Raw genomic sequence first — 25,848 nt, forward strand, 5'->3', positions numbered from 1 at the left:
TTTAATACTCTTCGAAAATCTCTTCAAACCGCGTCAACGTAGTCTTGTCGTAGATATGGTTACTGACTTCGTCAGTTCTATCCACAACCTCAAAGCAGTGCTTTGAGCAATCTGCGGCTAGCTTCCTAGTTTGCTCTTTGATTTTCATTGAGTATAAAAGAATAGAAAAAGAAGTTGAGACAATGAATCCCAACTTCTTTTGTTTCTTAACGTGACACGCGACGGCGAGCTGCTTTTTTACGGTTTTCTTCGATGAAAGCTGCTTTTTGCTCTTCTGGTTCGATTACTTTCTTTTTAAATGCGTATACTGCACCTGCAACGGCAGCAACAGTTCCTGCGACACCTGTTACAAGACCTTTAGCGAATCCTTTAGCCATGAGTCTTCCTCCTTTATCTTCTTAATCAGCCAGCCCCCTCAAGAGGTCACATTTTTCTGACTGACCTTTTTGTGTTATAATAATAGTAACGAAAAAATGGGAATTTTTCAAGGAAAAAAGATGAAAACAAAAATAATTGTGATTGTTGGACCGACTGCTGTTGGAAAAACAGCCCTTGCCATTGAAGTGGCCAAGCGTTTTAATGGCGAAGTGGTTAGCGGTGATAGTCAGCAAGTCTATCGAGGACTTGATATTGGGACGGCTAAGGCTAGTCCAGAAGAGCAGGAAACTGTTCCTCATCATTTAATCGATGTTAGAGAGGTAACCGAGTCTTACTCGGCTTTTGATTTTGTTTCAGAAGCTAAGATGGCTATTGAGGATATTCACAGCCGTAGCAAGCTGGCCATTATCGCTGGTGGGACTGGACTTTATATCCAGAGCTTGCTAGAAGGTTACCACCTAGGTGGGGAGACTCCCCATGAGGAGATTTTAGCCTATCGGGCTAGCTTGGAGCCTTATACAGATGAGGAATTAGCTCATCTGGTGGAGCAAGCAGACCTTAAAATTCCTCAGTTTAATCGTCGTCGTGCGATGCGTGCCTTGGAAATTGCCCATTTTGGTCAGGAATTGGAAAATCAAGAGACCTTGTATGAACCATTGATTATCTGCTTGGATGATGAGCGCAGTCAATTATATGAACGTATCAATCGCCGCGTGGATTTGATGTTTGAGGCTGGGCTTTTGGATGAGGCTAAGTGGCTCTTTGACCATTACCCTGATGTGCAGGCTGCTAAAGGAATTGGCTACAAGGAACTTTTTCCTTACTTCCGTGGAGAGCAGACCTTGGAGGAAGCTAGTGAGAGTCTCAAACAGGCTACTCGTCGTTTTGCCAAGCGTCAGTTGACCTGGTTCCGTAATCGCATGCAGGTCACCTTTTATCAGATTGGAGAAGCTGGTGTGCAAGACCGCATTTTAAGCCAGATAGAGGAGTTTTTAGATGATTGATACGGAGAAAAAAGAGGAGCGAGTCCTGCTCATTGGTGTGGAATTGCAGGGTATGGATAATTTTGACCTCTCCATGGAAGAATTGGCCAGTCTAGCCAAGACAGCTGGTGCTGTCGTAGTCGATAGTTACAGGCAAAAACGTGAAAAGTATGACTCCAAGACTTTCGTTGGCTCTGGTAAGTTAGAAGAGATTGCCCTCATGGTGGATGCCGAAGAAATTACCACTGTCATTGTCAACAACCGTTTGACACCAAGGCAAAATGTCAATCTAGAGGAAGTTCTGGGTGTTAAGGTCATTGACCGTATGCAGTTGATTTTGGATATCTTTGCCATGCGGGCTCGAAGCCACGAAGGCAGGCTCCAAGTTCACCTAGCCCAGCTCAAATATCTCCTGTCTCGCTTGGTTGGTCAGGGAATTATGCTCAGTCGTCAGGCAGGGGGAATTGGTTCCCGTGGACCTGGTGAAAGCCAGCTGGAGCTGAATCGTCGTAGTGTTCGCAATCAAATCACAGATATAGAGCGTCAGCTCAAGGTGGTTGAGAAGAATCGGGCGACTGTCAGAGAAAAACGTCTGGAGTCTAGCACCTTTAAGATTGGTTTGATTGGTTATACCAATGCTGGGAAATCAACTATCATGAACATCTTGACCAGTAAGAACCAGTATGAAGCAGATGAGCTCTTTGCGACTCTGGATGCGACAACCAAGAGTATTCATCTGGGAGGCAATCTCCAAGTAACTTTGACAGATACCGTTGGCTTTATCCAAGATTTGCCGACAGAGTTGGTGTCCAGTTTCAAGTCAATCTTGGAAGAAAGCAAGCATGTGGACCTTCTGGTTCATGTTATCGATGCCAGCAATCCTTACCACGAGGAGCATGAAAAAACGGTTCTCTCCATCATGAAAGACCTGGACATGGAAGATATTCCTCACTTGACGCTTTATAATAAAGCGGATTTGGTGGAGGATTTCACGCCTACCCAAACGCCTTATGCCCTCATTTCTGCCAAGTCGGAGGATAGTCGTGAGAATTTGCAGGCTTTACTGCTAGAGAAAATCAAGGATATTTTTGAATCTTTCACCCTGCGCGTGCCTTTTTCAAAGTCCTACAAGATTCATGATTTGGAAAGTGTAGCTATTCTTGAAAATCGCGATTATCAGGATGACGGGGAAGTCATTACAGGCTACATTTCTGAGAAAAACAAATGGAGGTTAGAGGAATTTTATGACTGATATCAAAAATTTGGCTCTAAAGTATGGAGGTTATACAAGCCTAGATAAGGTTTACTTAGATCAACTTCTAGATGGTAAAACAGATCAAGAACAGTTGGTGCTTATCACTCCTCCGCCAAGTGTGGTCAATGCCTACTTTGCAGAACTTTACCAAAAAAAGAGTCCTGAAGCTGCAACCGATTATTTTGCGGAACTCAATCAGGAACTGAATCTCTACAATGTTGAGCCAAGTTTCACTCTCGAAAACAAGCCTTTTATTCGGCTTAATTTGTCTGGTAAATCCTTTGGTTTTTGCTATGAGAGTGATGGTCTTGGTCGGATTTTCTCTGAAAATGAGGAGAAAATTTCGGATGACTTGCTCTTTGAGATTGCACAAATTTTCCCCCATCAACTAGTCTTTGAAAAGTCTGGCAAGATTTACATGAAGGCTGTCGGAGACGAGGAAGTTGTTAGCATGGAGAGTCTCACAGCTTTGACTGATTTGGAAAGCTTGGTTGACGGTCGTAAGCGTCTCAAAGGCTACAGCCAAGAGGATTTACTGCAAGAAGCTGTTGCTTTTTCTGGCAAGCGCTATTTCCGATCGGAAAATCGCACAGCCATGTTATATATTGATTAATTAGAAAGTATCGAATGGATATTCAATTTTTAGGAACGGGGGCAGGTCAGCCCTCTAAAGCCCGCAACGTTTCAAGTCTCGCCCTGAAACTCTTGGACGAGATTAACGAAGTCTGGCTCTTTGACTGTGGAGAGGGAACGCAAAATCGCATTCTGGAAACCACAATTCGACCACGTAAGGTCAGCAAAATCTTTATCACTCACCTGCATGGAGACCACATTTTTGGCTTGCCAGGATTCCTTTCTAGCCGTGCTTTTCAAGCTAATGAAGAGCAGACAGATTTGGAAATCTATGGGCCGCAAGGGATCAAGTCATTTGTCTTAACCAGCCTTCGTGTGTCAGGTTCTCGCCTGCCTTACCGTATTCATTTTCATGAGTTTGACCAAGATTCTCTAGGTAAAATCCTTGAGACCGATAAATTCACGGTGTATGCAGAGGAGTTGGATCATACTATATTCTGTGTTGGCTATCGTGTCATTCAAAAGGACTTGGAAGGAACGCTAGATGCTGAAAAACTCAAGGCGGCAGGTGTCCCATTTGGCCCACTTTTTGGGAAAATCAAAAACGGTCAGGACGTTGTTCTCGAAGACGGTACTGAAATCAAGGCAGCTGACTATATCTCAGCTCCCCGTCCAGGTAAAATTATCACTATTTTAGGAGACACTCGAAAAACGGATGCCAGTGTGCGTCTGGCTGTTAATGCCGATGTCCTTGTCCATGAGTCCACTTATGGCAAGGGTGATGAAAAAATTGCTCGTAACCATGGCCACTCTACTAACATGCAAGCTGCACAAGTAGCGGTAGAAGCAGGAGCCAAACGCCTCTTGCTCAACCATATCAGTGCCCGTTTCCTCTCAAAAGATATCAGCAAGCTCAAAAAAGACGCTGCTAGTGTCTTTGAAAATGTCCATGTGGTCAAAGACTTGGAAGAAGTGGAAATCTAAAAGATTGAGAAAGGAACAGTATGTCTACTATTCTCATTACTGGAGCTAGCGGTGGTCTAGCTCAAGAAATGGTCAAACTCTTGCAAAATGACCAACTCATCTTGCTTGGTAGAAATAAGGAAAAATTAGCCCAACTCTACGGAAACCATCCACAAGCAGAATTGATTGAAATTGATATTACCGATGACTCAGCCTTAGAAACTCTGCTAGCAGACCTCTATCTTCGCTATGGCAAGATTGATGTCTTGATAAACAACGCTGGTTACGGGATCTTTGAGGAATTTGACCAGATTTCCGACCAAGATATTCATCAGATGTTTGAGGTCAATACCTTTGCTCTGATGAATCTATCTCGACGCCTTGCGGCCCGTATGAAAGAGAGTCGAAAAGGTCATATCATCAATATCATCAGCATGGCAGGTTTGATCGCTACTGGCAAGTCCAGTCTCTACTCAGCGACCAAGTTTGCGGCTATTGGTTTTTCAAATGCTCTGCGCCTCGAACTCATGCCCTATGGAGTCTATGTGACGACAGTCAATCCAGGTCCAATCCGTACAGGATTTTTCGATCAAGCCGACCCAGATGGAACCTATCTTAAATCTGTAGCCCGCTTCCTGCTAGAACCAGATACAGTGGCTAAAAAGATTGTCAAGATTATAGGGAAAAACAAACGAGAACTCAATCTCCCGATGTTGTTGAACCTAGCCCATAAGTTTTATAGTCTCTTTCCTAAGCTAGCTGATAAGTTGGCAGGGGAAACTTTTAATTATAAGTAAAAAGAACCAATGTGCAGGTTGTTGCTAGCCTACATATTGGTTCTTATCATTTCTCAACTATCAAACTGGACTTCTTCTAGTAGATAGTCGATAAAGCGTTCGCCCATCTTAGACAGGCTGGTTTTTTCATGCTGGATATAGACCAGCTCAATTGGGTCATCAATATCCAGTGGGATGGAAACGATATTGTCTCCGTTGAGGTTGCTGTTCAAAATCCCTGTCGCAATGGTATAACCATCCAAACCAATCAAGAGATTAAAGAGGGTGGCACGGTCACTAACCACAATGGATTTCTTGTGGTGCTCTTGAGATAGAATCTCTTCAGAGAAGTAGAAGGAATTGTGTGTCCCTTGGTCATAGCTGAGATAAGGGAAGTTTTCCAAATCAGATAGTTTGACCTTGTCTTTTTTTGCCAGAGGATTGGTCTTGCTGACAAAGATATGCGGTTGCGCTGTGAAGAGATGGTGAGCCAGCAGGTGATTGTCATCCAGCATTTTGGTCAGTACGTCACGGTTGTAGCTGTTCAAAAAGAGGACCCCGACCTCGCTACGGAAGTTCTTGACGTCGTCGATAATTTCCCAAGTCCGTGTTTCACGAAGAAAAAGCTCGTATTTTTCCATATCGCTTTTCTTGAGCAGAGAGACAAAGGCATTGACTACAAAAGCATAATGTTGAGAAGAAACGCTGAAAAGTTCGCGGTGGGCAACAGGATTTTTATAGCGTTCCTCCAGAAGCTGGGTCTGCTCGACAACCTGACGGGCATAAGAGAGAAACTCCATCCCATCACGGGTCAAGGTGATACCCTTGGGATTGCGGATAAAGATTTCAATACCCATTTCATTTTCCAAATCTCTCACAGCGTTGGAAAGGCTAGGCTGAGTGATAAAGAGTTGCTTGGCTGCCTCATTCATGGAGCCAGTTTCGACGATTTTGATAATATAGTGTAATTGTTGAATTCTCATGTTTTTATTGTACCACACTTGCGTCAGAATCGCCAAAGAAGATAGGAAAATCAGGAGTATTGTGTGAGTCTCTTCTTGAAAAAAAGACAAAATTTTGCTAGAATGAGTCTTATGAAAACATTCTATGATGTGCAACAATTCCTCAAACGATTTGGCATTATTGTTTATATGGGAAAACGCTTATATGATATTGAACTGATGAAGTTGGAGCTCTCTCGAATTTACGATGCAGGGTTGATGGACAAATTAGACTATCTAGAAGCAGAAGCGGTTCTTCGCAGAGAGCACAAGGTAGAATTGGATTATATTGAGAAAAATGGAGAAAAGAACTAATGGTTACTTGGATTTTGTGGGCACTTATACTAGCAATGTTGGTATGGATGGGTTTTAACTATCTTCGTATTCGCCGTGCGGCTAAAATTGTAGACAATGAGGAGTTTGAAGCCTTGATTCGTACGGGTCAATTGATTGATTTGCGCGACCCAGCAGAATTCCACAGAAAACATATCCTTGGTGCCCGCAATATTCCTTCAAGTCAGTTGAAGACGAGTCTTGCAGCCCTTCGTAAGGATAAACCTGTCCTTCTCTACGAAAACCAACGTGCGCAACGAGTTACAAATGCAGCCCTTTACTTGAAAAAACAAGGTTTTTCTGAGATTTATATCCTTTCTTATGGTTTGGATTCTTGGAAAGGGAAAGTGAAGACTAGCTAACATTCTGTAAAAATCTGTCGAATGATAGATAAAGCTAGCATTTTATGGTATCATCATTTATATTAATTTTAAGGAGATTTTATAATATGAATTCACAAGAAAAGAAAAAACCTTCACTTATTTTAGGTATCTTATCTATCGTCCTTGGTTTGCTTTCTCCAATAGTGAGTCTGATTTTGGGGATCATAGGATTGGTTTTGGCTTTTTCATACCAAAAAGAATCTGGACTGGACTATAAAACAGAAAAAATTCTCAACATCGTAGGACTTGTAGTTTCTGTTCTTAACTGGATTCTAACAATCGCAGTAGTTTTTAGATAAGCAAAAAAACAAAAAAGCTTTAGTTTTAAAGCTTTTTTTATTTTATCGACTCATCTCTAAATAGTTTTTAATGATTTGTAACTCTTTTTGGTTCAAAGGGAGGTAGTTACCTTCTGCTAAATCTGGGTTCAATGTAAAGTCCCCAAATTGGATTCTCTTGAGGCTAGTCACCTTAACACCAACCGAGAGAAACATTTTCTTGATTTGATGAAATTTTCCTTCTGAAATGGTGATGGAGGCTCGACTGAGGGAAGGACTTGCAGATAGAATTTCTAGTCTTGCAGGTTTACAGACAGTACCATCTAAAAAGACAATTCCCTTTTGAAAGACTTGGATATGGTCAGGTGTTAGAAGTCCATTGACTTCAACTTGATAAGTCTTATCGACATGATATTGGGGATGGAGGAGCTGAAAGCCCAAGGGACCGTTATCGGTCAAGAGGAGGAGTCCCGTTGTATCTCGGTCCAGTCGGCCAACGGCATAGAGCTTGTCAGACTGGATGTCAGATGGAAGCAGGTCCATGACGGTCGGAAGTTCCTTGTCTTTGTTGGCTGTCACGACACCAGTAGGTTTATGAAGCATAAGATAGGTGTGTTCATAGCCTTGAATGATTCGATCCTGAAAAAGGAGTTCTTGTAGTCCTGTATCGATATTTTGAGCTAGGGAGCGGGCTGGGCAACCATCGACTAGAATTTCCCCTCTGAGGAGTGCTTGCTTCATGGCCTTTCGGCTAACTTTTTCTTGGGCTAATAAATTATCTAAACGCATACTGTGCCTATCTTATCATAAGTCGCTTGCTTTGAAAAGGCTTGACGTGAAAAGAAAAGCGGAGTGAAAACATTTACACTTGCTTGAGTTATGTTATTTACTTGAAATTATGGTATAATCGTTCAGTTAGAAAATAAATTTTGAATATTAGAGGAAATCATGACAAAATTAAGAGAAGATATCCGTAACATTGCGATTATCGCCCACGTTGACCACGGTAAAACAACCCTCGTTGACGAATTATTGAAACAATCAGAAACGCTTGATGCACGTACTGAATTGGCTGAGCGTGCTATGGACTCAAACGATATCGAAAAAGAGCGTGGAATTACCATCCTTGCTAAAAATACGGCTGTTGCTTACAACGGAACTCGTATCAACATCATGGACACACCAGGACACGCGGACTTCGGTGGAGAAGTTGAGCGTATCATGAAAATGGTTGACGGTGTTGTCTTGGTCGTAGATGCCTACGAAGGAACCATGCCACAAACTCGTTTCGTATTGAAAAAAGCTTTGGAACAAGACCTTGTCCCAATCGTGGTTGTCAATAAAATCGATAAACCATCAGCTCGTCCAGTAGAAGTAGTGGACGAAGTCTTGGAACTGTTCATCGAGCTTGGTGCAGATGACGACCAGCTTGACTTCCCAGTGGTCTATGCTTCAGCGATCAACGGAACTTCTTCATTGTCAGATGATCCAGCTGACCAAGAAGCGACTATGGCACCAATCTTTGACACGATTATCGACCATATCCCAGCTCCAGTAGATAACTCAGATGAGCCTTTGCAGTTCCAAGTGTCACTTTTGGACTACAATGACTTCGTTGGACGTATCGGTATCGGTCGTGTCTTCCGTGGTACAGTTAAGGTTGGGGACCAAGTTACCCTTTCTAAACTTGACGGCACAACTAAAAACTTCCGTGTTACAAAACTCTTCGGTTTCTTTGGTTTGGAACGTCGTGAAATCCAAGAAGCAAAAGCAGGTGACTTGATTGCCGTTTCAGGTATGGAAGACATCTTTGTCGGTGAAACCATTACTCCTACAGACGCAGTTGAAGCTCTTCCAATTCTACACATCGATGAGCCAACTCTTCAAATGACTTTCTTGGTCAACAACTCACCATTTGCTGGTAAAGAAGGTAAATGGGTAACTTCTCGTAAGGTGGAAGAACGCTTGCAGGCAGAATTGCAAACAGACGTTTCCCTTCGTGTTGACCCAACTGATTCACCAGATAAATGGACTGTTTCAGGACGTGGAGAATTGCACTTGTCAATCCTTATCGAAACAATGCGTCGTGAGGGATATGAACTTCAAGTATCTCGTCCAGAAGTTATCGTAAAAGAAATCGACGGTGTTAAATGTGAGCCATTTGAGCGTGTACAAATCGACACTCCAGAAGAATACCAAGGATCTGTTATCCAAAGCCTTTCTGAACGTAAGGGTGAAATGTTGGATATGATTTCAACTGGTAATGGTCAAACTCGTTTGGTCTTCCTTGTTCCAGCGCGTGGTTTGATTGGATACTCAACTGAGTTCTTGTCAATGACTCGTGGTTACGGTATCATGAACCATACCTTTGACCAATACTTGCCATTGATTCCAGGTGAAATTGGTGGTCGTCACCGTGGTGCCCTTGTTTCTATCGATGCTGGTAAGGCTACAACTTACTCTATCATGTCTATCGAAGAACGCGGTACTATCTTTGTCAACCCAGGTACTGAAGTTTACGAAGGAATGATCATCGGTGAAAACTCTCGTGAAAACGACTTGACAGTTAACATCACTAAGGCGAAGCAAATGACCAACGTTCGTTCAGCTACTAAGGACCAAACAGCTGTTATCAAGACTCCTCGTATCTTGACACTTGAAGAGTCTCTTGAGTTCTTGAACGACGATGAGTACATGGAAGTAACGCCTGAGTCTATCCGTTTGCGTAAACAAATCCTTAACAAGGCAGAGCGTGAGAAAGCTAACAAGAAGAAAAAATCAGCTGAATAAGAGCTAGAAAGAGAGAAAGATGGTCTATTTAGTCCTAGGGATTTTACTGCTCCTACTCTATGTATTTGCGACACCAGAAAGTATTAAAGGGACAGTCAATATCGTCGCTATGGTATGTATTTTAGTGGCACTTTTGGTTTTGTTGGCTCTATCTTTTCTGAAAATTTTTCAATTACCAACAGAAATGTTCCTAGCAATAGCCATGTTAATCCTAGCTTACTTTAGTGTGAGAGACATCACACTCATGCCAGTCAAAAAAAGTAAAAGAAGATAAAAAAGAGAGTTTTGGCTCTCTTTTTTGGTAGGAATTTTACAATAGTTTGAATTGTTTTTTTACTATAACATCATCTCTTTTACTTGGATAATATGAATGGGAAAAACTTGAATAAAATTTGTCAATGACATCTATTTTATATTTGGTTAGTACTGGTTGCATATTATTTTGAAATAAAACTACTATATAATATTATTCATATAGGTAACATAAAAACATTATTCATATAGTTGATATAGTAAAATATCTAAAAAATTCGATTTTTTCCTTGACAACAAATAATAAAAATGCTATTCTTATTATATAAGAAATCGGTTTCAAAAAAGAGAGAATAGGATTTATTTTGTTGCATTGTTGCTCAGGGTGTGCTTTTTTGAAAGGAAAAATAAAATGAAAACGAAAAAACATAGATTACTTGCTCTAGCTCTTATTTCAAGTTTTACATTATTGGAAGCTGCATCAGCTGCTGTACAATATCCAGATGGAGGAGTATGGACGTATGGAGAAGGTTCAGGAGGTGGTTGGGCTTTTTCAAATTACTATCATGGTAAAAAATATCATTATTCTTCTCTTGTAAGTAAATGGGATAGTCATTCAGATAAAGGATCAGCACCTGCAGGGAAAACTTCAGAGGCTTGGATTTGGACTAAATTTGGGGAACAAGTAGCATTTTACTATGACTATGACTAATATTTAGTTTTCTTAGATAATTCCCCTTGTAAGAAATTACAAGGGGAATTTTGTTTATAAGGAGTCTACTATGAAGAAACTATTCATATTATTATCAACTTTTTTTCTCAGCTTCTTCCTTGCTTGGATTATTGTCTTACGTGCGCCACAATATTTATATGCAAGCTATGATTCCGTCTCCTTACTTCGTGTCAAAAAGGATACTCAGGAACCGACGCGTGAGGTATTTGAACAGGAATTGGAGAATTTTGCAAACTCAGAACAGAGTTTAATAGCTAGAAGAATTGTAGAGCCGAGTAAGGATGGGACAACTCACTTTACTTATGCAATTTATGGTCAGGGAACTTTACCAAAACAATTCCAAGAAGCTAGTCAAGAAAGTCGTGAACGTAGTGATCCACTAAATAGTTATCTCCTTTTGTCAGGCTCCTTGACGAAAGAAAAGCTTGCCGATAAATTAGGAGATTTGGGTTATAAAGCAATTCCTGACCGAAAGACACCGCCCTATACTCTTGCTTTTCGAATATTACTAAATCCCCTTATTTTAATTAGTTTAGCAATATTTGGCTTATCTTTCTTTGCTCTAGTGATTATCACTCGGATTAAGGAAATGAGAGCAGCAGGTATAAAACTCTTTTCTGGTCAGACTCTCTTATCCATTATGGGGCATTCTTTATCGACTGATATCAAGTGGCTCCTTCTATCAGCCCTCCTTTCCTTCCTAGGTGGGGGAGTCGTTCTTTTTAGTCAAGGTTTGTTTTATCCTATCTTGTTAGCCACCTATGGTTTTGGGATTAGTTTCTATCTGTTGTTTTTATTGGCGATTTCAATTTTACTAATGCTTCTTTATCTAATGAGTTTGAGTTACAAAGCATTAGTTCCTGTTATTAAGGGGAGATTACCCCTTAAACGCTTGATGGTTTTAACCCTATTGTGTCAGTTAGTAGCTGTTTTTACAGTGGGATACGCTGTTAAGACAGGCTTGACGTCTTACCAACGATTGAAAGAACTTGAAATTTCAAAACAAGCGTGGAAGGACAGAGCAGACTATTATCAAATTTCTTTTGGCTTAGGTGATAGAGGAAAAGATACAGAAAATCAGAGCAAGTGGTATGCCTTTGCCAAGGAAGCAATCGAAGAAGAACAGGCTCTATTTGTAAAAGATAATCTCATTCATTTTGCAAATCCTCAAGGAAAAAATGAACAGGGAGAGACACTGGATACCTATAGTCCAGATGCTAATGTTCTCTATGTCAGCCCAAGTTATTTGGACAAGGAAAAGGTCGTGGTAGATGCTGAGACCAAACAGAAGTTAGTCCATCTTCAAAAAGGAGAATTTGGACTCTTACTACCAGAATCTCTTCGTTCACAGGAAGCAGAACTTAAGAAAGCTTTTGAAGAAAGTTTGAACTATTACGGGCAATCAAGTGAGGAGGCAAGTGCTCCTTTAGAGTATGAAATGAGAGCGATTATTAGCTATCTTCCAACTGGAGAAAAGCTATTTGTTTATAATAACGGTGAAAGCCCAGTATCCATTCAGTACTTAACCGATCCGATTTTAGTTGTATTTACTCCAACATCTACAGGTGATAGTTTCATTTCAAAATATGTTTGGTCTATCAATGCTGGAAAACAACTTTTTATCAAAGGATATGAGAGTGGGCTAGAACTCTTGAAGAAAGCTGGAATTTATGAGCAAGTATCCTATCTTAAAGAAGGAAGAAGTGTTTATCTAACTCGTTATAATGAAGTGCAAACTGAAACAGCAACTTTAATCCTAGGAGCTATTGTGGGGATAGCTAGTTCCTTGTTACTCTTTTATTCTGTCAATCTTCTATATTTCGAGCAATTCCGCCGAGATATCTTGATTAAACGAATTTCAGGTTTACGATTTTTTGAAACACATGCTCAGTATATGGTTAGTCAATTTGCCAGTTTTGTATTTGGTGCTAGTCTCTTTATTTTAAGCAGTCGAGACTTGGTGATTGGCTTGCTCACTTTATTCGTCTTTCTAGCTAGTGCAGTTTTGACGCTTTACCGTCAATCTCATAAAGAATCTCGTGTTTCTATGACAATTATGAAAGGAAAATAGGATGATTGAACTAAAGAATATATCTAAAAAATTTGGAAGCCGTCAGCTATTTTCAGATACGAATCTTCATTTTGAAGGTGGGAAAATTTATGCCTTAATCGGTACAAGTGGCTGTGGTAAGACAACACTCTTGAATATGATTGGACGATTAGAGCCATATGACAAAGGACAAATCATCTATGATGGCACTTCTCTTAAGGACATCAGGCCTTCTGTTTTCTTTAGAGATTACTTAGGATACCTATTTCAAGATTTTGGCTTAATTGAAAGCCAAACCGTCAAAGAGAATCTCAATCTGGGTTTAGTTGGTAAAAAGTTGAAGGAAAAAGAGAAAATCTCTTTGATGAAACAAGCTCTAAACCGTGTAAACCTCTCTTATTTGGATTTAAAGCAACCTATCTTTGAATTATCAGGAGGAGAAGCACAACGTGTTGCATTAGCGAAGATAATTTTAAAGGATCCACCTTTGATTCTCGCAGATGAACCAACTGCTTCACTAGACCCCAAAAACTCTGAGGAATTACTTTCTATCCTAGAATCTTTAAAAAATCCGAATCGGACCATTATTATTGCGACCCACAATCCTCTGATTTGGGAGCAAGTGGACCAAGTCATTCGAGTTACCGATTTATCACATAGATGATAAGGTAAAATTCATTTAGAAGAAAGAGTCACAAACACACTTTGTGGCTTTTTTATTTCCATAAAAATGGTAAAATAGTAGGAGTAGAAATGGAGTTCGAGACATGAAAGTAATAGATCAATTTAAAAATAAGAAAGTCCTTGTTTTAGGTTTGGCCAAGTCTGGTGAATCTGCAGCTCGTTTGTTGGACAAGCTAGGTGCCATTGTGACGGTAAATGATGGGAAACCTTTCGAGGACAATCCAGCTGCGCAAAGTTTGCTGGAAGAAGGGATCAAGGTCATCACAGGCGGTCATCCTTTGGAACTCTTGGATGAAGAGTTTGCTCTGATGGTGAAAAATCCAGGCATCCCATACAGCAATCCCATGATTGAAAAGGCTTTGGCCAAAGGTATCCCTGTCTTGACTGAGGTGGAATTGGCTTACTTGATTTCAGAAGCACCGATTGTTGGTATTACTGGTTCGAACGGTAAAACAACCACAACGACTATGATTGGGGACGTTTTGACTGCTGCTGGGCAACATGGTCTTTTATCAGGAAATATCGGCTATCCAGCCAGTCAAGTGGCCCAAACTGCGTCAGACAAGGACACGCTTGTCATGGAGCTTTCTTCTTTCCAACTCATGGGAGTTCAAGAATTCCATCCTGAGATTGCGGTTATTACCAACCTCATGCCAACTCATATCGATTATCATGGTTCTTTTGAGGAATATGTAGCAGCCAAGTGGAATATCCAGAACAAGATGACAGCAGCTGATTTCCTTGTTTTGAACTTTAACCAAGACTTGGCAAAAGAATTGGCAAGAAAAACACAAGCTACAGTTGTACCATTCTCAACACTTGAAAAGGTTGATGGAGCTTATTTGGAAGATGGTCAGCTCTACTTCCGTGGGGAAGTAGTCATGGCAGCGAATGAAATCGGAGTTCCAGGTAGTCACAATGTGGAAAATGCGCTTGCGACTATTGCTGTAGCCAAGCTTCGTGGTGTTGATAACCAGATCATCAAAGAAACTCTTTCAGCCTTTGGTGGTGTCAAACACCGTCTCCAATTTGTGGATGAAATCAAGGGTGTCAAATTCTATAATGATAGCAAGTCAACCAATATCTTGGCTACTCAAAAAGCCTTGTCAGGATTTGACAACAGCAAGGTCATTTTGATTGCAGGTGGTTTGGACCGTGGCAATGAGTTTGACGAATTGGTGCCAGACATTACTGGACTCAAGAAGATGGTCATCCTCGGTCAGTCTGCAGAACGTGTCAAACGGGCAGCGGATAAGGCTGGTGTAGCTTATGTGGATGCGATAGATATTGCAGATGCGACCCGCAAAGCCTATGAACTTGCGACTCAAGGAGACGTGGTTCTTCTCAGTCCTGCCAATGCCAGCTGGGATATGTATGCTAACTTTGAAGTACGTGGCGACCTCTTTATCGACACAGTAGCGGAGTTAAAAGAATAATATGAAAAAAATTGTCTTTACAGGTGGGGGGACGGTTGGACACGTGACTCTCAATCTGTTGTTAATGCCCAAGTTCATCGAAGATGGCTGGGAAGTCCACTATATCGGGGACAAGCGTGGTATCGAACACCAAGAAATCCTCAAGTCAGGTCTGGATGTTACCTTCCATTCCATTGCTACTGGAAAATTGCGTCGTTATTTCTCTTGGCAAAATATGCTGGATGTCTTCAAAGTTGGTTGGGGAATTATCCAATCTCTCTTTATCATGTTGCGACTTCGTCCACAGGCCCTTTTCTCAAAGGGGGGCTTTGTCTCAGTACCGCCTGTTATCGCTGCGCGTGTGTCAGGAGTGCCAGTCTTTATTCACGAATCTGACCTGTCTATGGGCTTGGCCAATAAAATCGCCTATAAATTTGCGACCAAGATGTATTCAACCTTTGAGCAAGCTTCAAGTTTGTCTAAGGTTGAGCATGTGGGAGCAGTGACCAAGGTTTCAGACCAAAAAACTCTAGAACCCGATGAATTGGTGGATATTCAAACACACTTTAATCCCCAATTGCCAACTGTATTGTTTGTCGGCGGTTCTGCAGGTGCTCGTGTCTTTAACCAATTGGTGACAGACCATAAGAAAGAACTGACAGAGCGCTACAATATTATCAATTTAACTGGAGATTCTAGCCTGAACGAGTTGAGTCAAAATCTTTTTCGTGTTGATTATGTGACCAATCTCTATCAACCCTTAATGGAATTGGCTGACATTGTTGTGACACGTGGTGGTGCCAATACGATTTTTGAGCTCTTGGCCATGGCAAAATTGCATGTCATTGTGCCACTTGGTCGTGAAGCTAGTCGTGGAGACCAGATTGAAAATGCAGCCTACTTTGTAAAAAAAGGCTATGCAGAAGAGCTTCAAGAAAGCGATTTGACCTTGGATAGTTTGGAAGAGAAACTTTCTCACTTACTAAGCCACAAGGAAGAATACAAAGCTAAGATGAGGGCTTCTAAGGAATTGAAATCTCTAGCAGATTTTTATCAATTATTGAAAAAAGATTTATCATAAGGAAAGTAAATGTCAAAAGATAAGAAAAATGAGGGCAAAGAAATCCTCGAAGAATTGAAAGAGTTATCAGAATGGCAGAAACGAAACCAAGAATATCTAAAAAAGAAGGCTGAAGAAGAGGCGGCCCTAGCTGAGGAGAAAGAAAAGGAAAGACAAGCTCGAATGGCTTCAAAATCTGAAAAGTCAGATGAAACTGAAGACAAAGAGAGTGAGCTTGAAGCAAAGGACCCAGAATCAGCTAAGGAAGAGTCTGAAGAAAAAGTAGAAGCCCCAGAGGGTGACAAAGAGGAAGAAGAGATAGAAGAATCAGGGTCTAAAGAGGACGAAGAACAGGATAAAAAGCTTGCTAAAAAGGCTGCAAAGGAAAAACTAGCCAAAGCAAAGATTCCTGGCATCCATATCTTGCGAGCCTTCACGATTTTATTTCCAAGTCTGCTTTTATTGATTGTCTCTGCCTACTTACTCAGTCCTTATGCGACCATGAAGGATATCCGTGTTGAGGGAACGGTGCAAACTACGGCTGATGATATTCGACAGGCTTCAGGCGTTCAGGATTCGGATTATACGATTAACCTTCTGCTAGACAAGGCAAAATATGAAGAGCGGATCAAGTCTAATTATTGGGTTGAATCAGCTCAGCTTGTCTATCAATTTCCAACCAAATTTACTATAAAGGTCAAGGAATATGATATTGTGGCCTACTATGTTTCTGGTGAAAATCATTATCCTATTCTTTCCAGCGGTCAGCTTGAGACTAGTTCTGTGAGCTTGGTCAGTTTACCAGAAACTTATATATCAGTTCTCTTTAATGATAGTGAACAAATCAAGGTTTTTGTCTCAGAACTTGCTCAAATTAGCCCAGAACTCAAGGCGGATATCCAAAAGGTGGAACTAGCCCCAAGCAAGGTGACTTCCGATTTAATTCGATTGACCATGAATGATTCGGACGAAGTCTTGGTTCCCCTGTCTGAAATGAGCAAGAAATTGCCTTATTACAGCAAGATTAAACCTCAATTGTCAGAACCGAGTGTGGTCGATATGGAAGCTGGAATTTACAGCTACACTGTGGCGGATAAATTAATTATGGAAGCTGAGGAAAAGGCCAAACAAGAGGCCAAGGAAGCCGAGAAAAAACAGGAAGAAGAACGTAAACGTTTAGAAGAAGAACAGAAAAAACAAGAGGAAGAGAGCAATCGAAACCAAACGACCCAGCGCTCATCGCGCCGCTAGGTTTTACCTTTTCTCCTATAGCTCTTTAGTTGCCATGTTTTTACGTTTAATATTTGACATCTGTTTTTCTTTATGTTATATTTACAATGTAATCGATTACAAAAAAATTTTTTATGAAGAAGGTAACACATATGTCAGATGAAGTATTCTTATTTGAAGAAATTGAAGAAATCGTAGCCCCTACAGATGGTGAATTTTGGGGGGGAGTTTTACTTGGAACTGGGGTAGTTCTCTTAATTGGAGTAGCCTGTTGTTAAAAAGATAGGGAGTGATAATCATGCAAGATAACTTTTTATTTGAGGAAATTGAAGAAATTTCAGTACCAGTTAGTGATTTTTCAGCTGGACTTGCAACAGGTATCGGATTTGGTTTAGCAATCCTTGCTCTTGCTGGTTGTTGAAGTTTGTTCACTTACTAATATCAAGCTTTTTCAATTTCATTTTAGACAGTCATTTGAATTTTCCGTATTAGTCTTGCAGCAAGAGATTAATAGAATTAGTCATTATTTTATTGATTGCGGACTGAGGGACTAGAGTATGTTTTACTTAGCCCCTCTTTTATTTATTAAAGGTTAGGTTTGTTATGAGAATTGTTGATAAGATTAAGATATTACCTACTCCTTATGAGGGACAGTATCATCTATATATACCATCCAGTAAGAAACATGTATTAGTTGGGAAACAGGAAAAAAAATGGTTAGAGCAACTAATAGGTCAAGAATTTACCATATCGGACTTATTAGTGTTAGTAGGGAAGAAATATTATTTAAGATTTTATATTGTTCTTAGTAAAATGGGACTTATAGATTCTATGAAATCACGAAAAAAGATAAATATTTTTAAAATATCTTGGGACTTTAATATAACATTATCTGAAAAATTAAACTATAAAAGATTTAATAAGAATTTTGAAAAAATCCTATTTGGTATTTTCCCATTGGCTCTTATTTTGCAATGTTTTATTATGTATATTTATAGGGCGGATATTTTGACTAATTTCCAAAACTTTCCAATAACGCTAAACATTCTTTTATTTTGGTTGCTTGTTGTTATTATATCTGCAACGATACATGAATTTAGTCATGCAATAATTGCTAATAATTATCAAATTGAGATCCCAAATTGTGGAATAATGCTACTTTTGTTTAATTTGGCTTTTTTTGTAGATTTAAGTGGGGTGCAATTCCTAAAAAATAAAAAACAATTTTTGAAAATTATGTTAGCAGGAATTGCTTCAAATTCGATTTTATCACTTACAGGTTTACTTGTTTTATTGTTCACATCGTATAAATTGCTTGGACTCTTATTTTTTATCATTAACTTAGGTATGATTTTTATTAATTCAATTCCTTTTTTTCAGTATGATAGTGGTATTATTTTAAGATACTTGAATTCTAACAATAATAACTTGAATTTTCAATATATAGTTCAACTTTTAATAGCATTTGTTATTATTTATTTCCCTTTGAGTCAACTATTACAATTTTTGACACCTAATATTATTGTTCGTAGTATAGGAGGGGTAGTTGTTTCTATACTGCTTTCTATATTATATATGAGAGGAAGGACGAAATATGTTCTACGTAAATAGTTATGTTTTTGCTTATAAAAAAGAAGGTATAATGTATTTGCGTGGTCGGAGTATGCGGGAAATAGCTATAGAACCTCAAATTTCGCAAGAATTTATCAACGATCTATTTAATAGTTGTAAGGAACTATTAGAGATAGAAGAAGTATTAGGTAGTAAACTAACATTTGAACTATTAAATGAACAAATTTTAATTTCGGATGAGATAGATATTGATAGTAGATATTCTAGAACTAAAGGTTACTATTCGTTATTTTATAATGAAGAGTATAATAAAATACAGAATAAAACAGTATTAGTATTAGGAGCCGGAGCCTTAGGATGTTATATATCTCTAAGTCTAAGTATGTATGGAGTGAGGAAACTTATTGTCGCTGATTACGATATAATAGAACCATCAAATTTAAATAGGCAAATTCTTTATACAGAGTCGGATGTTGGTAAGGAGAAGATTAATGTTCTTTCTCAAAAAATACACAAGTATAATTCAGATGTTCAGGTAGTACCTATTTCTATTAAAGTTTCTTCAGTAGAAGAATTAGAAAACATTGTTGCGGAATATGGGAGTATAGATTTTATCGTTAAAGCAATTGATACGCCCATTGATATTATAAAAATTGTCAATCAATTTGCTGTATCGCATAAGATATCCTACATATCAGGAGGGTTTAATGGATGCTATCTTATTATTGATAATATATATATCCCTACCATCGGTTCTTGCTTTGCTTGTCGGAATATAAACAAAGATATAAATAAGTACACTTTATCTGATAAGACAAAGTGGCCGACTACACCAGAGATGCCTGCTATTTTGGGAGGGATAATGACTAATTTAATAATTAAAATATTTCTGGGATGTTATAATGAAATCCTAATAGATAACGCTTACGTTTATAATATGAGAAATCATGCTCTAAGTCAAGAAAAATATGTTCTGGAAAACGGAGAATGTCCAATTTGTAAAAAAAATAATAAAGTGAAAGATAACAATATTAGAGCGAAAACATTTATTCGTTCAGTTTGTTTTTGCTTATTATCAGGAGGAGTAGCTTTTTTATCTGCTATTGGGCAGTTTACTGTTATAGAAACACAATTAATAGTATTGTTCTTGGGTATTATTTTTGCTATATATTATGCTTACTACAATAAAAATATTCAAACATCATTGGAAAATATAGTATGGCTTTTTTCATCGTTTGAGATTTTATTTTTGCTTGTTAATTTTAGAACATTTATTCAGTTACCAGTGGATATTTTTATTAGTATGATAATATTTTTAATGCTGTGGATATTTATTATGTTAGGTATAGTGTGTCTTAGTTATTATATAACTTTATTATTTAGCAAGGAGGCTTAGTATGTTTAAAAAAATAGGTATAATGAGCATTTGCATATATATAATTATTTTATACTGCTTGAGAATGTATCATATTATCAATAATATTGAAACAATCTTGCTAACGGTTATATGCTTAATGTTATTGTTTGTTTTAAGACGTTTATTTGATAAAGCTAAGTAAATAGATGTTAAGTAAAAATGTAGAATATAAAGGAGGGGCAATGAGTATGATTGAAGTTAGCCATTTATCAAGAAGTTTTGGTGATAAAATAGCTTTAAATGATATAAGTTTCACTGTTAAAGAAGGTCAGATTTTTGGATTTTTAGGACCATCTGGTTCTGGAAAGACCACAACGATTAATATTCTGACTGGGCAGCTCCTTGCCGATAAAGGACAATCTATTATTTTGGGACAAAAATCTCAAAATTTAACAAGCGGTGAATTAAAGAGAATTGGATTGGTTAGCGATACAAGTGGATTTTATGAGAAAATGTCTCTGTATAACAATCTTCTTTTTTATAGTAAATTTTATAATATTAGTAAATCACGTGTTGATAATTTGTTAAAGCGAGTAGGATTATATGATAGTCGCAAGATGGTAGCAGGAAAATTATCCACTGGAATGAGGCAACGAATGCTTTTAGCACGAGCTCTTATCAACAAACCCGCTGTACTCTTTCTGGATGAACCGACCTCAGGTCTAGATCCCACAACTTCTCGAACAATTCATGAGTTAATTTTAGAATTGAAAACAGCAGGGACAACGATTTTTCTAACGACTCATGATATGAATGAAGCAACTCTTTTATGTGATTATGTTGCCTTATTAAATAAAGGGAAATTAGTTGAGCAAGGAGCTCCTTCTGAACTCATTCAAAGATATAATAAAGATAAAAAGATTAAGGTTACAGATTATAATGGGAATCAGATAACTTTTGATTTTACATCACTAGAACAGGTATCTCAGGCTGATCTGGAAAATATTTTTTCAATTCATTCATGTGAGCCTACTTTAGAAGATATTTTTATCACATTAACAGGAGGAAAGCTAAATGCTTAAACGGTTTCTGGCTTTGGTATGGTTGCGTTGTCAAATCATCCTTTCCAATAAGAGTATTTTATTGCAAGTTTTAGTGCCTTTTGCTTTCACATATTTTTATAAATATCTTATGGAAACACAGGGGAAGGTCAACGATCAACAGGCATTAGTTCTTTTGATGATGTGTTTACCTTTTTCTTTGGCTTTGGCTGTTGGAAGTCCTATAACTATTATCTTGTCTGAAGAAAAAGAAAAGTACAATTTACAAACTCTTCTGTTGAGTGGTGTTAAAGGCTCCGAATACATTTTATCAACTATGTTTCTTCCTTTTTTGCTAACTTTTGTGATTATGGGAACTACTCCTCTTATTTTAGGAGTTACAATTGTACATACTTTTAATTATATTACAATCGTTCTTCTAACCTCTTTATCCATCATTTTATTCTATTTATTGATAGGTTTAACCGCGAAGAGCCAAGTAGTAGCTCAGGTTATCAGTCTTCCTGCTATGATTTTAGTTGCTTTCTTACCGATGCTATCTGGTTTGGATAAGACAGTTGCGAAGATAACAGATTATAGTTTTATGGGACTATTTACTAAGTTTTTCACAAAATGGGAGGAATTTTCATGGAATAAAACTCTAATTCCTAATCTAACACTACTTATTTGGATTGTTCTTCTATTAACTTTAATTACGATAACTATTAGGAAAAAGAAAATTTCTTAATTGAGTTATTTTAATGATTATAAACACAAGTGGGAAGGAAAAAATGAACTGATCTTTTTGACAGCAATTCTACAGAATAGTCTTATTGCTATATTTTGATTTGAGTGTACGAAAAAAGAAAAATAACAATAGTGCTCATACTAATTGCAGAAGTTTTGGGTGATAAGATAACTGATAAATTGCAATAAAAAATGCAACATTTTTAAATCTCCTCTATAAGTGCTTCAAAAAGTGCTTCAAAACCTGTCTTGTAATCCAAGTATTTTTGGGGACGGTGATTAATAAGCTAGCAAAGCATCATTAAGGATTTTTTCGGTAATTGTTGCCAAATCGGTTTAAGAAAATACCCACGAAGAAGTCCATTCGCATTCTCATTACTTCCCCTTTGCCAAGATGAATAGGCATCCGCAAAATAAAACAGAATTCCCATTTGTTCAATTAAAGGGTAACAAGCAAACTCTTTTTCTCTGTCCGAAGTGAAAGTCTTTAACTATTCTTTTGGAAAGAGTCTTGTGAGGTGTTCAATAGCAGTCAACATGGATTTAGCTGTTTTTACTTGACAAGTACTAGTAGAAATAATAGAATAATAGAAAACCTTTAAAGCAGTCCAGAGAGGCAGCTAAGGTTAGACGGTGAAAGGGTGGAGACTACCCATTTTTCGTGGAACCTTGCTGTTGGCAGGTTCCTTTTTTCGTGGCTTCTGTTGGCCAGACTCTCTCACTAGCAAAGGTAAAAGGAGAAACCTATGCGAGAACATCGTCCAGTCATTGCTCTTGATTTTCCTAGTTTTGAGGCGGTCAAGGAATTTTTAGCTCTTTTCCCAGAAGCGGAAAGTCTTTATCTCAAGGTAGGGATGGAGCTTTATTACGCAACGGGGCCTGGGATTGTGTCCTACCTGAAAGGCTTGGGTCATAGTGTCTTTTTAGATCTCAAGCTTCATGACATTCCCAATACAGTCAAGTTAGCCATGAAGGTCTTGTCTCGGCTTGGTGTGGACATGACCAATGTTCATGCGGCTGGTGGTGTAGAGATGATGAAGGCTGCGCGTGAAGGTCTTGGAAGTCAAGCCAAATTGATTGCTGTCACTCAGCTGACCTCAACATCGGAAGCTCAGATGCAGGAGTTTCAAAATATTCAAACCAGTCTGCAAGAGTCTGTGATTCACTATGCCAAGAAGACAGCTGAAGCGGGTTTGGATGGTGTCGTTTGCTCAGCTCAGGAAGTGCAAATCATCAAGCAGGCTACCAATCCAGATTTTATCTGTCTGACACCGGGCATTCGTCCTACAGGTGCTGCTGTTGGAGACCAAAAACGCGTTATGACACCTGCTGATGCCTATCACATCGGCAGTGACTATATCGTAGTGGGACGTCCCATTACCCAAGCTGAGGATCCTGTTGCAGCTTATCATGCCATCAAGGATGAATGGACACAGGACTGGAATTAAAGAACTAGATTAGAAAAATAAAAGGAGAAGACCATGACACTTGCTAAAGATATTGCTAGCCACCTCTTGAAAATCCAAGCCGTTTACCTCAAACCAGAGGAGCCTTTCACTTGGGCCTCTGGTATCAAGTCACCCATTTATACTGATAATCGTGTGACACTAGCCTATCCAGAAACTCGTACCCTAATTGAAAATGGCTTTGTGGAAGCTATCAAAGAAGCCTTTCCTGAGGTAGAAGTCATTGCAGGAACTGCAACAGCAGGGATTCCTCACGGAGCCATCATTGCTGACAAGATGAACCTGCCATTTGCCTACATCCGTAGCAAACCAAAAGACCACGGAGCTGGTAATCAAATCGAAGGTCGCGTAGCTCAAGGTCAAAAAATGGTAGTGGTTGAAGACCTTATTTCAACGGGTGGTTCTGTTCTTGAAGCCGTAGTAGCAGCTAAACGCGAAGGAGCAGATGTACTTGGAGTTGTAGCGATTTTTAGTTACCAATTGCCAAAAGCAGATAAGAACTTTGCAGATGCTGGTGTGAAATTGGTGACGCTTTCTAACTACAGTGAACTCATCCACCTAGCCCAAGAAGAAGGCTATATCACGCCAGAAGGACTCGACCTTCTAAAACGCTTTAAGGAAGACCAAGAAAATTGGCAAGAGGTGTAAAAAAATCAAAAGACTAAAAGGTTAAAAATTATACTATTCTGTCATATCAGGTGTATGAATGACAAGATTCAAGTTGTTAATGTTTTTTTACGTCAATTGTTTCAGCTTTAGATTTGCTTGGCTTGCTCTCATATAAAAAGTAGCACACGTCATGAAAGTTACAAGGGTTAAAGTGTAATCCATAAATATTGTCAAATCCCTTTTCTGAGATGTTGGAATTTTTTGCTTATCCCAGTCTTTTCAGTGATTTGGCTCAGTGATCTTAGCGTCAGGTTCTTTTTAGTTTTGAAAGATTATCCGTGAATTTCTTGCTTATTTATGATAAAATGGGAGTATCGCAAAAAATGACTCATCGTATTCAATTTTGAGTAAAACTAGGAGGATCCCATGTCTACAGAACATATGGAAGAACTAAATGACCAGCAGATCGTTCGCCGTGAAAAAATGGCTGCGCTCCGTGAACAAGGAATCGATCCCTTTGGAAAACGCTTTGAACGCACTGCAAATTCACAAGAATTAAAAGATAAATTTGCTGACCTCGATAAAGAACAATTACACGATAAAAACGAAACAGCTACTATCGCAGGACGCTTGGTAACCAAACGTGGTAAAGGTAAAGTAGGTTTTGCCCACCTTCAAGACCGCGAAGGTCAAATCCAGATTTACGTTCGTAAGGATGCTGTCGGTGAAGAAAACTACGAAATCTTCAAAAAAGCAGACCTTGGTGACTTCCTTGGTGTCGAAGGTGAAGTGATGCGTACGGATATGGGAGAACTCTCTATCAAGGCTACTCACATCACACACTTGTCTAAGGCCCTTCGTCCTCTTCCTGAGAAATTCCATGGTTTGACAGACGTTGAAACAATTTACCGTAAACGTTACCTTGACTTGATTTCTAACCGTGAAAGCTTTGAACGCTTTGTCACTCGTTCAAAAATCATCTCTGAAATTCGTCGTTACCTTGACCAAAAAGGTTTCCTTGAAGTGGAAACACCTGTTCTTCACAACGAAGCTGGTGGTGCCTCTGCCCGTCCATTTATCACCCACCACAATGCCCAAAACATTGACATGGTGCTTCGTATCGCGACTGAGCTTCACTTGAAACGCCTTATCGTGGGTGGTATGGAACGCGTCTATGAAATTGGCCGTATCTTCCGTAACGAAGGAATGGATGCTACTCACAACCCTGAGTTCACTTCTATCGAAGTTTACCAAGCATACGCAGACTTCCAAGATATCATGGATTTGACGGAAGGCATTATCCAACATGCTGCTAAATCAGTTAAGGGCGACGGTCCAGTCAACTACCAAGGAACTGAAATAAAAATCAACGAACCATTTAAACGTGTTCACATGGTGGATGCTATCAAAGAAATTACTGGTGTCGATTTCTGGCAAGACATGACTTTGGAAGAAGCTAAAGCTATCGCTGCTGAGAAAAAAGTTCCTGTTGAGAAACACTATACTGAGGTTGGTCACATCATCAATGCCTTTTTTGAAGAGTTTGTTGAAGAAACTTTAATCCAACCAACCTTTGTCTATGGACATCCAGTAGCTGTATCTCCACTGGCTAAGAAAAATCCTGAAGACCAACGCTTTACTGACCGTTTTGAGCTCTTCATCATGACTAAGGAGTACGGTAATGCCTTTACTGAGCTCAACGATCCAATCGACCAGCTTAGTCGTTTTGAAGCCCAAGCAAAAGCAAAAGAACTTGGTGACGATGAAGCGACCGGTATCGACTATGACTACATCGAGGCTCTTGAATATGGTATGCCACCAACAGGTGGTTTGGGAATCGGTATCGACCGTCTCTGCATGCTTCTCACTGATACAACTACTATCCGTGATGTATTGCTCTTCCCAACAATGAAATAAGCT

28 protein-coding genes and 1 pseudogene are annotated in these 25,848 nt (G+C 39.1%); 25 read left to right on the forward strand and 4 right to left on the reverse strand.

Annotation, left to right across the window (positions count from 1 at the left end):
• Positions 1–206 precede the first annotated feature (206 nt).
• Positions 207–377: a DUF3042 family protein gene (locus tag HT669_RS01500; RefSeq protein ID WP_001051780.1), complete on the reverse strand. Its 171-nt coding sequence runs from the start codon at positions 375–377 to the stop codon at positions 207–209.
• Between the two features lie 120 nt (positions 378–497).
• On the opposite strand from HT669_RS01500, the gene miaA reads away from it, so the two are divergent.
• The 5 genes from miaA to HT669_RS01525 are packed head-to-tail and all read left to right on the forward strand — an operon-like array spanning position 498 to position 4,949.
• Positions 498–1,382 (forward strand): tRNA (adenosine(37)-N6)-dimethylallyltransferase MiaA, encoded by an 885-nt coding sequence (gene miaA / locus HT669_RS01505; protein WP_031222742.1) that lies wholly within the window; start codon positions 498–500, stop codon positions 1,380–1,382.
• A complete protein-coding gene (gene hflX, locus HT669_RS01510) occupies positions 1,375–2,613 on the forward strand; it encodes a GTPase HflX (protein ID WP_172933607.1) in 1,239 nt (412 codons plus the stop codon). Before miaA ends, hflX begins: the two co-directional genes overlap by 8 nt.
• Entirely contained in the window at positions 2,606–3,229 is a 624-nt protein-coding gene (locus HT669_RS01515) for a cystathionine beta-lyase (RefSeq protein ID WP_023939995.1), read from the forward strand. The genes hflX and HT669_RS01515 overlap by 8 nt, the downstream gene beginning before the upstream one ends.
• A 14-nt stretch (positions 3,230–3,243) precedes the next feature.
• Positions 3,244–4,173 (forward strand): ribonuclease Z, encoded by a 930-nt coding sequence (rnz, locus tag HT669_RS01520; RefSeq protein ID WP_000354331.1) that lies wholly within the window; start codon positions 3,244–3,246, stop codon positions 4,171–4,173.
• Between the two features lie 20 nt (positions 4,174–4,193).
• Positions 4,194–4,949 (forward strand): SDR family oxidoreductase, encoded by a 756-nt coding sequence (locus tag HT669_RS01525; RefSeq protein ID WP_000104114.1) that lies wholly within the window; start codon positions 4,194–4,196, stop codon positions 4,947–4,949.
• A 53-nt stretch (positions 4,950–5,002) separates the two neighbouring features.
• Here HT669_RS01525 and HT669_RS01530 read toward each other — a convergent pair whose 3' ends face one another.
• On the reverse strand, positions 5,003–5,911 hold the full coding sequence (locus tag HT669_RS01530) for a LysR family transcriptional regulator (RefSeq protein WP_001222592.1): 909 nt from the start codon (positions 5,909–5,911) through the stop codon (positions 5,003–5,005).
• A 63-nt stretch (positions 5,912–5,974) separates the two neighbouring features.
• Here HT669_RS01530 and HT669_RS01535 point away from each other — a divergent pair, with 63 nt between their 5' ends.
• The 3 genes from HT669_RS01535 to HT669_RS01545 all read left to right on the forward strand — a co-directional run bounded on the left by HT669_RS01535 (position 5,975) and on the right by HT669_RS01545 (position 6,944).
• A complete protein-coding gene (locus HT669_RS01535; RefSeq protein ID WP_000051782.1) occupies positions 5,975–6,244 on the forward strand; it encodes a YqgQ family protein in 270 nt (89 codons plus the stop codon).
• Entirely contained in the window at positions 6,244–6,624 is a 381-nt protein-coding gene (locus HT669_RS01540; RefSeq protein ID WP_050213857.1) for a rhodanese-like domain-containing protein, read from the forward strand. The genes HT669_RS01535 and HT669_RS01540 overlap by 1 nt, the downstream gene beginning before the upstream one ends.
• A gap of 86 nt (positions 6,625–6,710) precedes the next feature.
• Entirely contained in the window at positions 6,711–6,944 is a 234-nt protein-coding gene (locus HT669_RS01545) for a hypothetical protein (RefSeq protein WP_001088017.1), read from the forward strand.
• 42 nt (positions 6,945–6,986) lie between these two features.
• On the opposite strand, the gene HT669_RS01550 is transcribed toward HT669_RS01545, so the two are convergent.
• The gene (locus tag HT669_RS01550; RefSeq protein ID WP_172933608.1) at positions 6,987–7,712 is read right to left on the reverse strand and encodes a 16S rRNA pseudouridine(516) synthase; all 726 of its coding nucleotides are present in this window, start codon (positions 7,710–7,712) and stop codon (positions 6,987–6,989) included.
• Positions 7,713–7,871: 159 nt separating this feature from the next.
• On the opposite strand from HT669_RS01550, the gene typA reads away from it, so the two are divergent.
• The 14 genes from typA (at position 7,872) to HT669_RS01615 (ending at position 21,854) form a co-directional block, all read left to right on the forward strand.
• The gene (typA, locus tag HT669_RS01555; protein WP_000164124.1) at positions 7,872–9,713 is read left to right on the forward strand and encodes a translational GTPase TypA; all 1,842 of its coding nucleotides are present in this window, start codon (positions 7,872–7,874) and stop codon (positions 9,711–9,713) included.
• Positions 9,714–9,732: 19 nt separating this feature from the next.
• Complete coding sequence (locus HT669_RS01560) at positions 9,733–9,987, forward strand: DUF3165 family protein (RefSeq protein ID WP_023932983.1); 255 nt, start codon at positions 9,733–9,735, stop codon at positions 9,985–9,987.
• A gap of 390 nt (positions 9,988–10,377) precedes the next feature.
• A complete protein-coding gene (locus HT669_RS01565; protein WP_054393023.1) occupies positions 10,378–10,677 on the forward strand; it encodes a lactococcin 972 family bacteriocin in 300 nt (99 codons plus the stop codon).
• A 70-nt stretch (positions 10,678–10,747) separates the two neighbouring features.
• Entirely contained in the window at positions 10,748–12,769 is a 2,022-nt protein-coding gene (locus tag HT669_RS01570) for a bacteriocin-associated integral membrane family protein (RefSeq protein WP_172922230.1), read from the forward strand.
• A gap of 1 nt (position 12,770) precedes the next feature.
• Positions 12,771–13,412: an ABC transporter ATP-binding protein gene (locus HT669_RS01575; protein ID WP_000571290.1), complete on the forward strand. Its 642-nt coding sequence runs from the start codon at positions 12,771–12,773 to the stop codon at positions 13,410–13,412.
• A 103-nt stretch (positions 13,413–13,515) separates the two neighbouring features.
• Entirely contained in the window at positions 13,516–14,868 is a 1,353-nt protein-coding gene (murD, locus tag HT669_RS01580; protein WP_172922229.1) for a UDP-N-acetylmuramoyl-L-alanine--D-glutamate ligase, read from the forward strand.
• Position 14,869: 1 nt separating this feature from the next.
• Entirely contained in the window at positions 14,870–15,928 is a 1,059-nt protein-coding gene (locus HT669_RS01585) for a UDP-N-acetylglucosamine--N-acetylmuramyl-(pentapeptide) pyrophosphoryl-undecaprenol N-acetylglucosamine transferase (RefSeq protein ID WP_166731088.1), read from the forward strand.
• Between the two features lie 9 nt (positions 15,929–15,937).
• Positions 15,938–17,158 (forward strand): cell division protein FtsQ/DivIB, encoded by a 1,221-nt coding sequence (locus tag HT669_RS01590; RefSeq protein WP_172922228.1) that lies wholly within the window; start codon positions 15,938–15,940, stop codon positions 17,156–17,158.
• Positions 17,159–17,289: 131 nt separating this feature from the next.
• The gene (locus HT669_RS11335; RefSeq protein WP_001812024.1) at positions 17,290–17,415 is read left to right on the forward strand and encodes a hypothetical protein; all 126 of its coding nucleotides are present in this window, start codon (positions 17,290–17,292) and stop codon (positions 17,413–17,415) included.
• Positions 17,416–17,435: 20 nt separating this feature from the next.
• Positions 17,436–17,558, forward strand: a complete 123-nt coding sequence (locus HT669_RS11340; RefSeq protein WP_001153671.1) for a hypothetical protein — start codon at positions 17,436–17,438, stop codon at positions 17,556–17,558.
• Positions 17,559–17,740: 182 nt separating this feature from the next.
• A complete protein-coding gene (locus HT669_RS01595) occupies positions 17,741–18,748 on the forward strand; it encodes a hypothetical protein (RefSeq protein WP_001223420.1) in 1,008 nt (335 codons plus the stop codon).
• The gene (locus HT669_RS01605) at positions 18,732–20,105 is read left to right on the forward strand and encodes a ThiF family adenylyltransferase (protein WP_001812020.1); all 1,374 of its coding nucleotides are present in this window, start codon (positions 18,732–18,734) and stop codon (positions 20,103–20,105) included. The genes HT669_RS01595 and HT669_RS01605 overlap by 17 nt, the downstream gene beginning before the upstream one ends.
• A gap of 209 nt (positions 20,106–20,314) precedes the next feature.
• Complete coding sequence (locus HT669_RS01610) at positions 20,315–21,148, forward strand: ABC transporter ATP-binding protein (protein WP_078836279.1); 834 nt, start codon at positions 20,315–20,317, stop codon at positions 21,146–21,148.
• Positions 21,141–21,854, forward strand: a complete 714-nt coding sequence (locus HT669_RS01615) for an ABC transporter permease (protein ID WP_000919275.1) — start codon at positions 21,141–21,143, stop codon at positions 21,852–21,854. Before HT669_RS01610 ends, HT669_RS01615 begins: the two co-directional genes overlap by 8 nt.
• A gap of 202 nt (positions 21,855–22,056) precedes the next feature.
• On the opposite strand, the pseudogene HT669_RS11455 reads toward HT669_RS01615, so the two are convergent.
• Positions 22,057–22,281: pseudogene (locus tag HT669_RS11455) on the reverse strand (IS30 family transposase); the annotation flags it as partial.
• Positions 22,282–22,599: 318 nt separating this feature from the next.
• Here HT669_RS11455 and pyrF point away from each other — a divergent pair.
• The 3 genes from pyrF (at position 22,600) to lysS (ending at position 25,845) form a co-directional block, all read left to right on the forward strand.
• Positions 22,600–23,301, forward strand: a complete 702-nt coding sequence (gene pyrF / locus HT669_RS01625; protein WP_166737031.1) for an orotidine-5'-phosphate decarboxylase — start codon at positions 22,600–22,602, stop codon at positions 23,299–23,301.
• Positions 23,302–23,334: 33 nt separating this feature from the next.
• On the forward strand, positions 23,335–23,967 hold the full coding sequence (gene pyrE / locus HT669_RS01630) for an orotate phosphoribosyltransferase (protein ID WP_000170920.1): 633 nt from the start codon (positions 23,335–23,337) through the stop codon (positions 23,965–23,967).
• Positions 23,968–24,354: 387 nt separating this feature from the next.
• Entirely contained in the window at positions 24,355–25,845 is a 1,491-nt protein-coding gene (lysS, locus tag HT669_RS01635; RefSeq protein ID WP_050207953.1) for a lysine--tRNA ligase, read from the forward strand.
• Positions 25,846–25,848: the final 3 nt, after the last annotated feature.

Origin of the sequence: Streptococcus sp. 2100 (assembly GCF_013276335.1) — a bacterium.
GTDB lineage: Bacteria > Bacillota > Bacilli > Lactobacillales > Streptococcaceae > Streptococcus > Streptococcus pseudopneumoniae.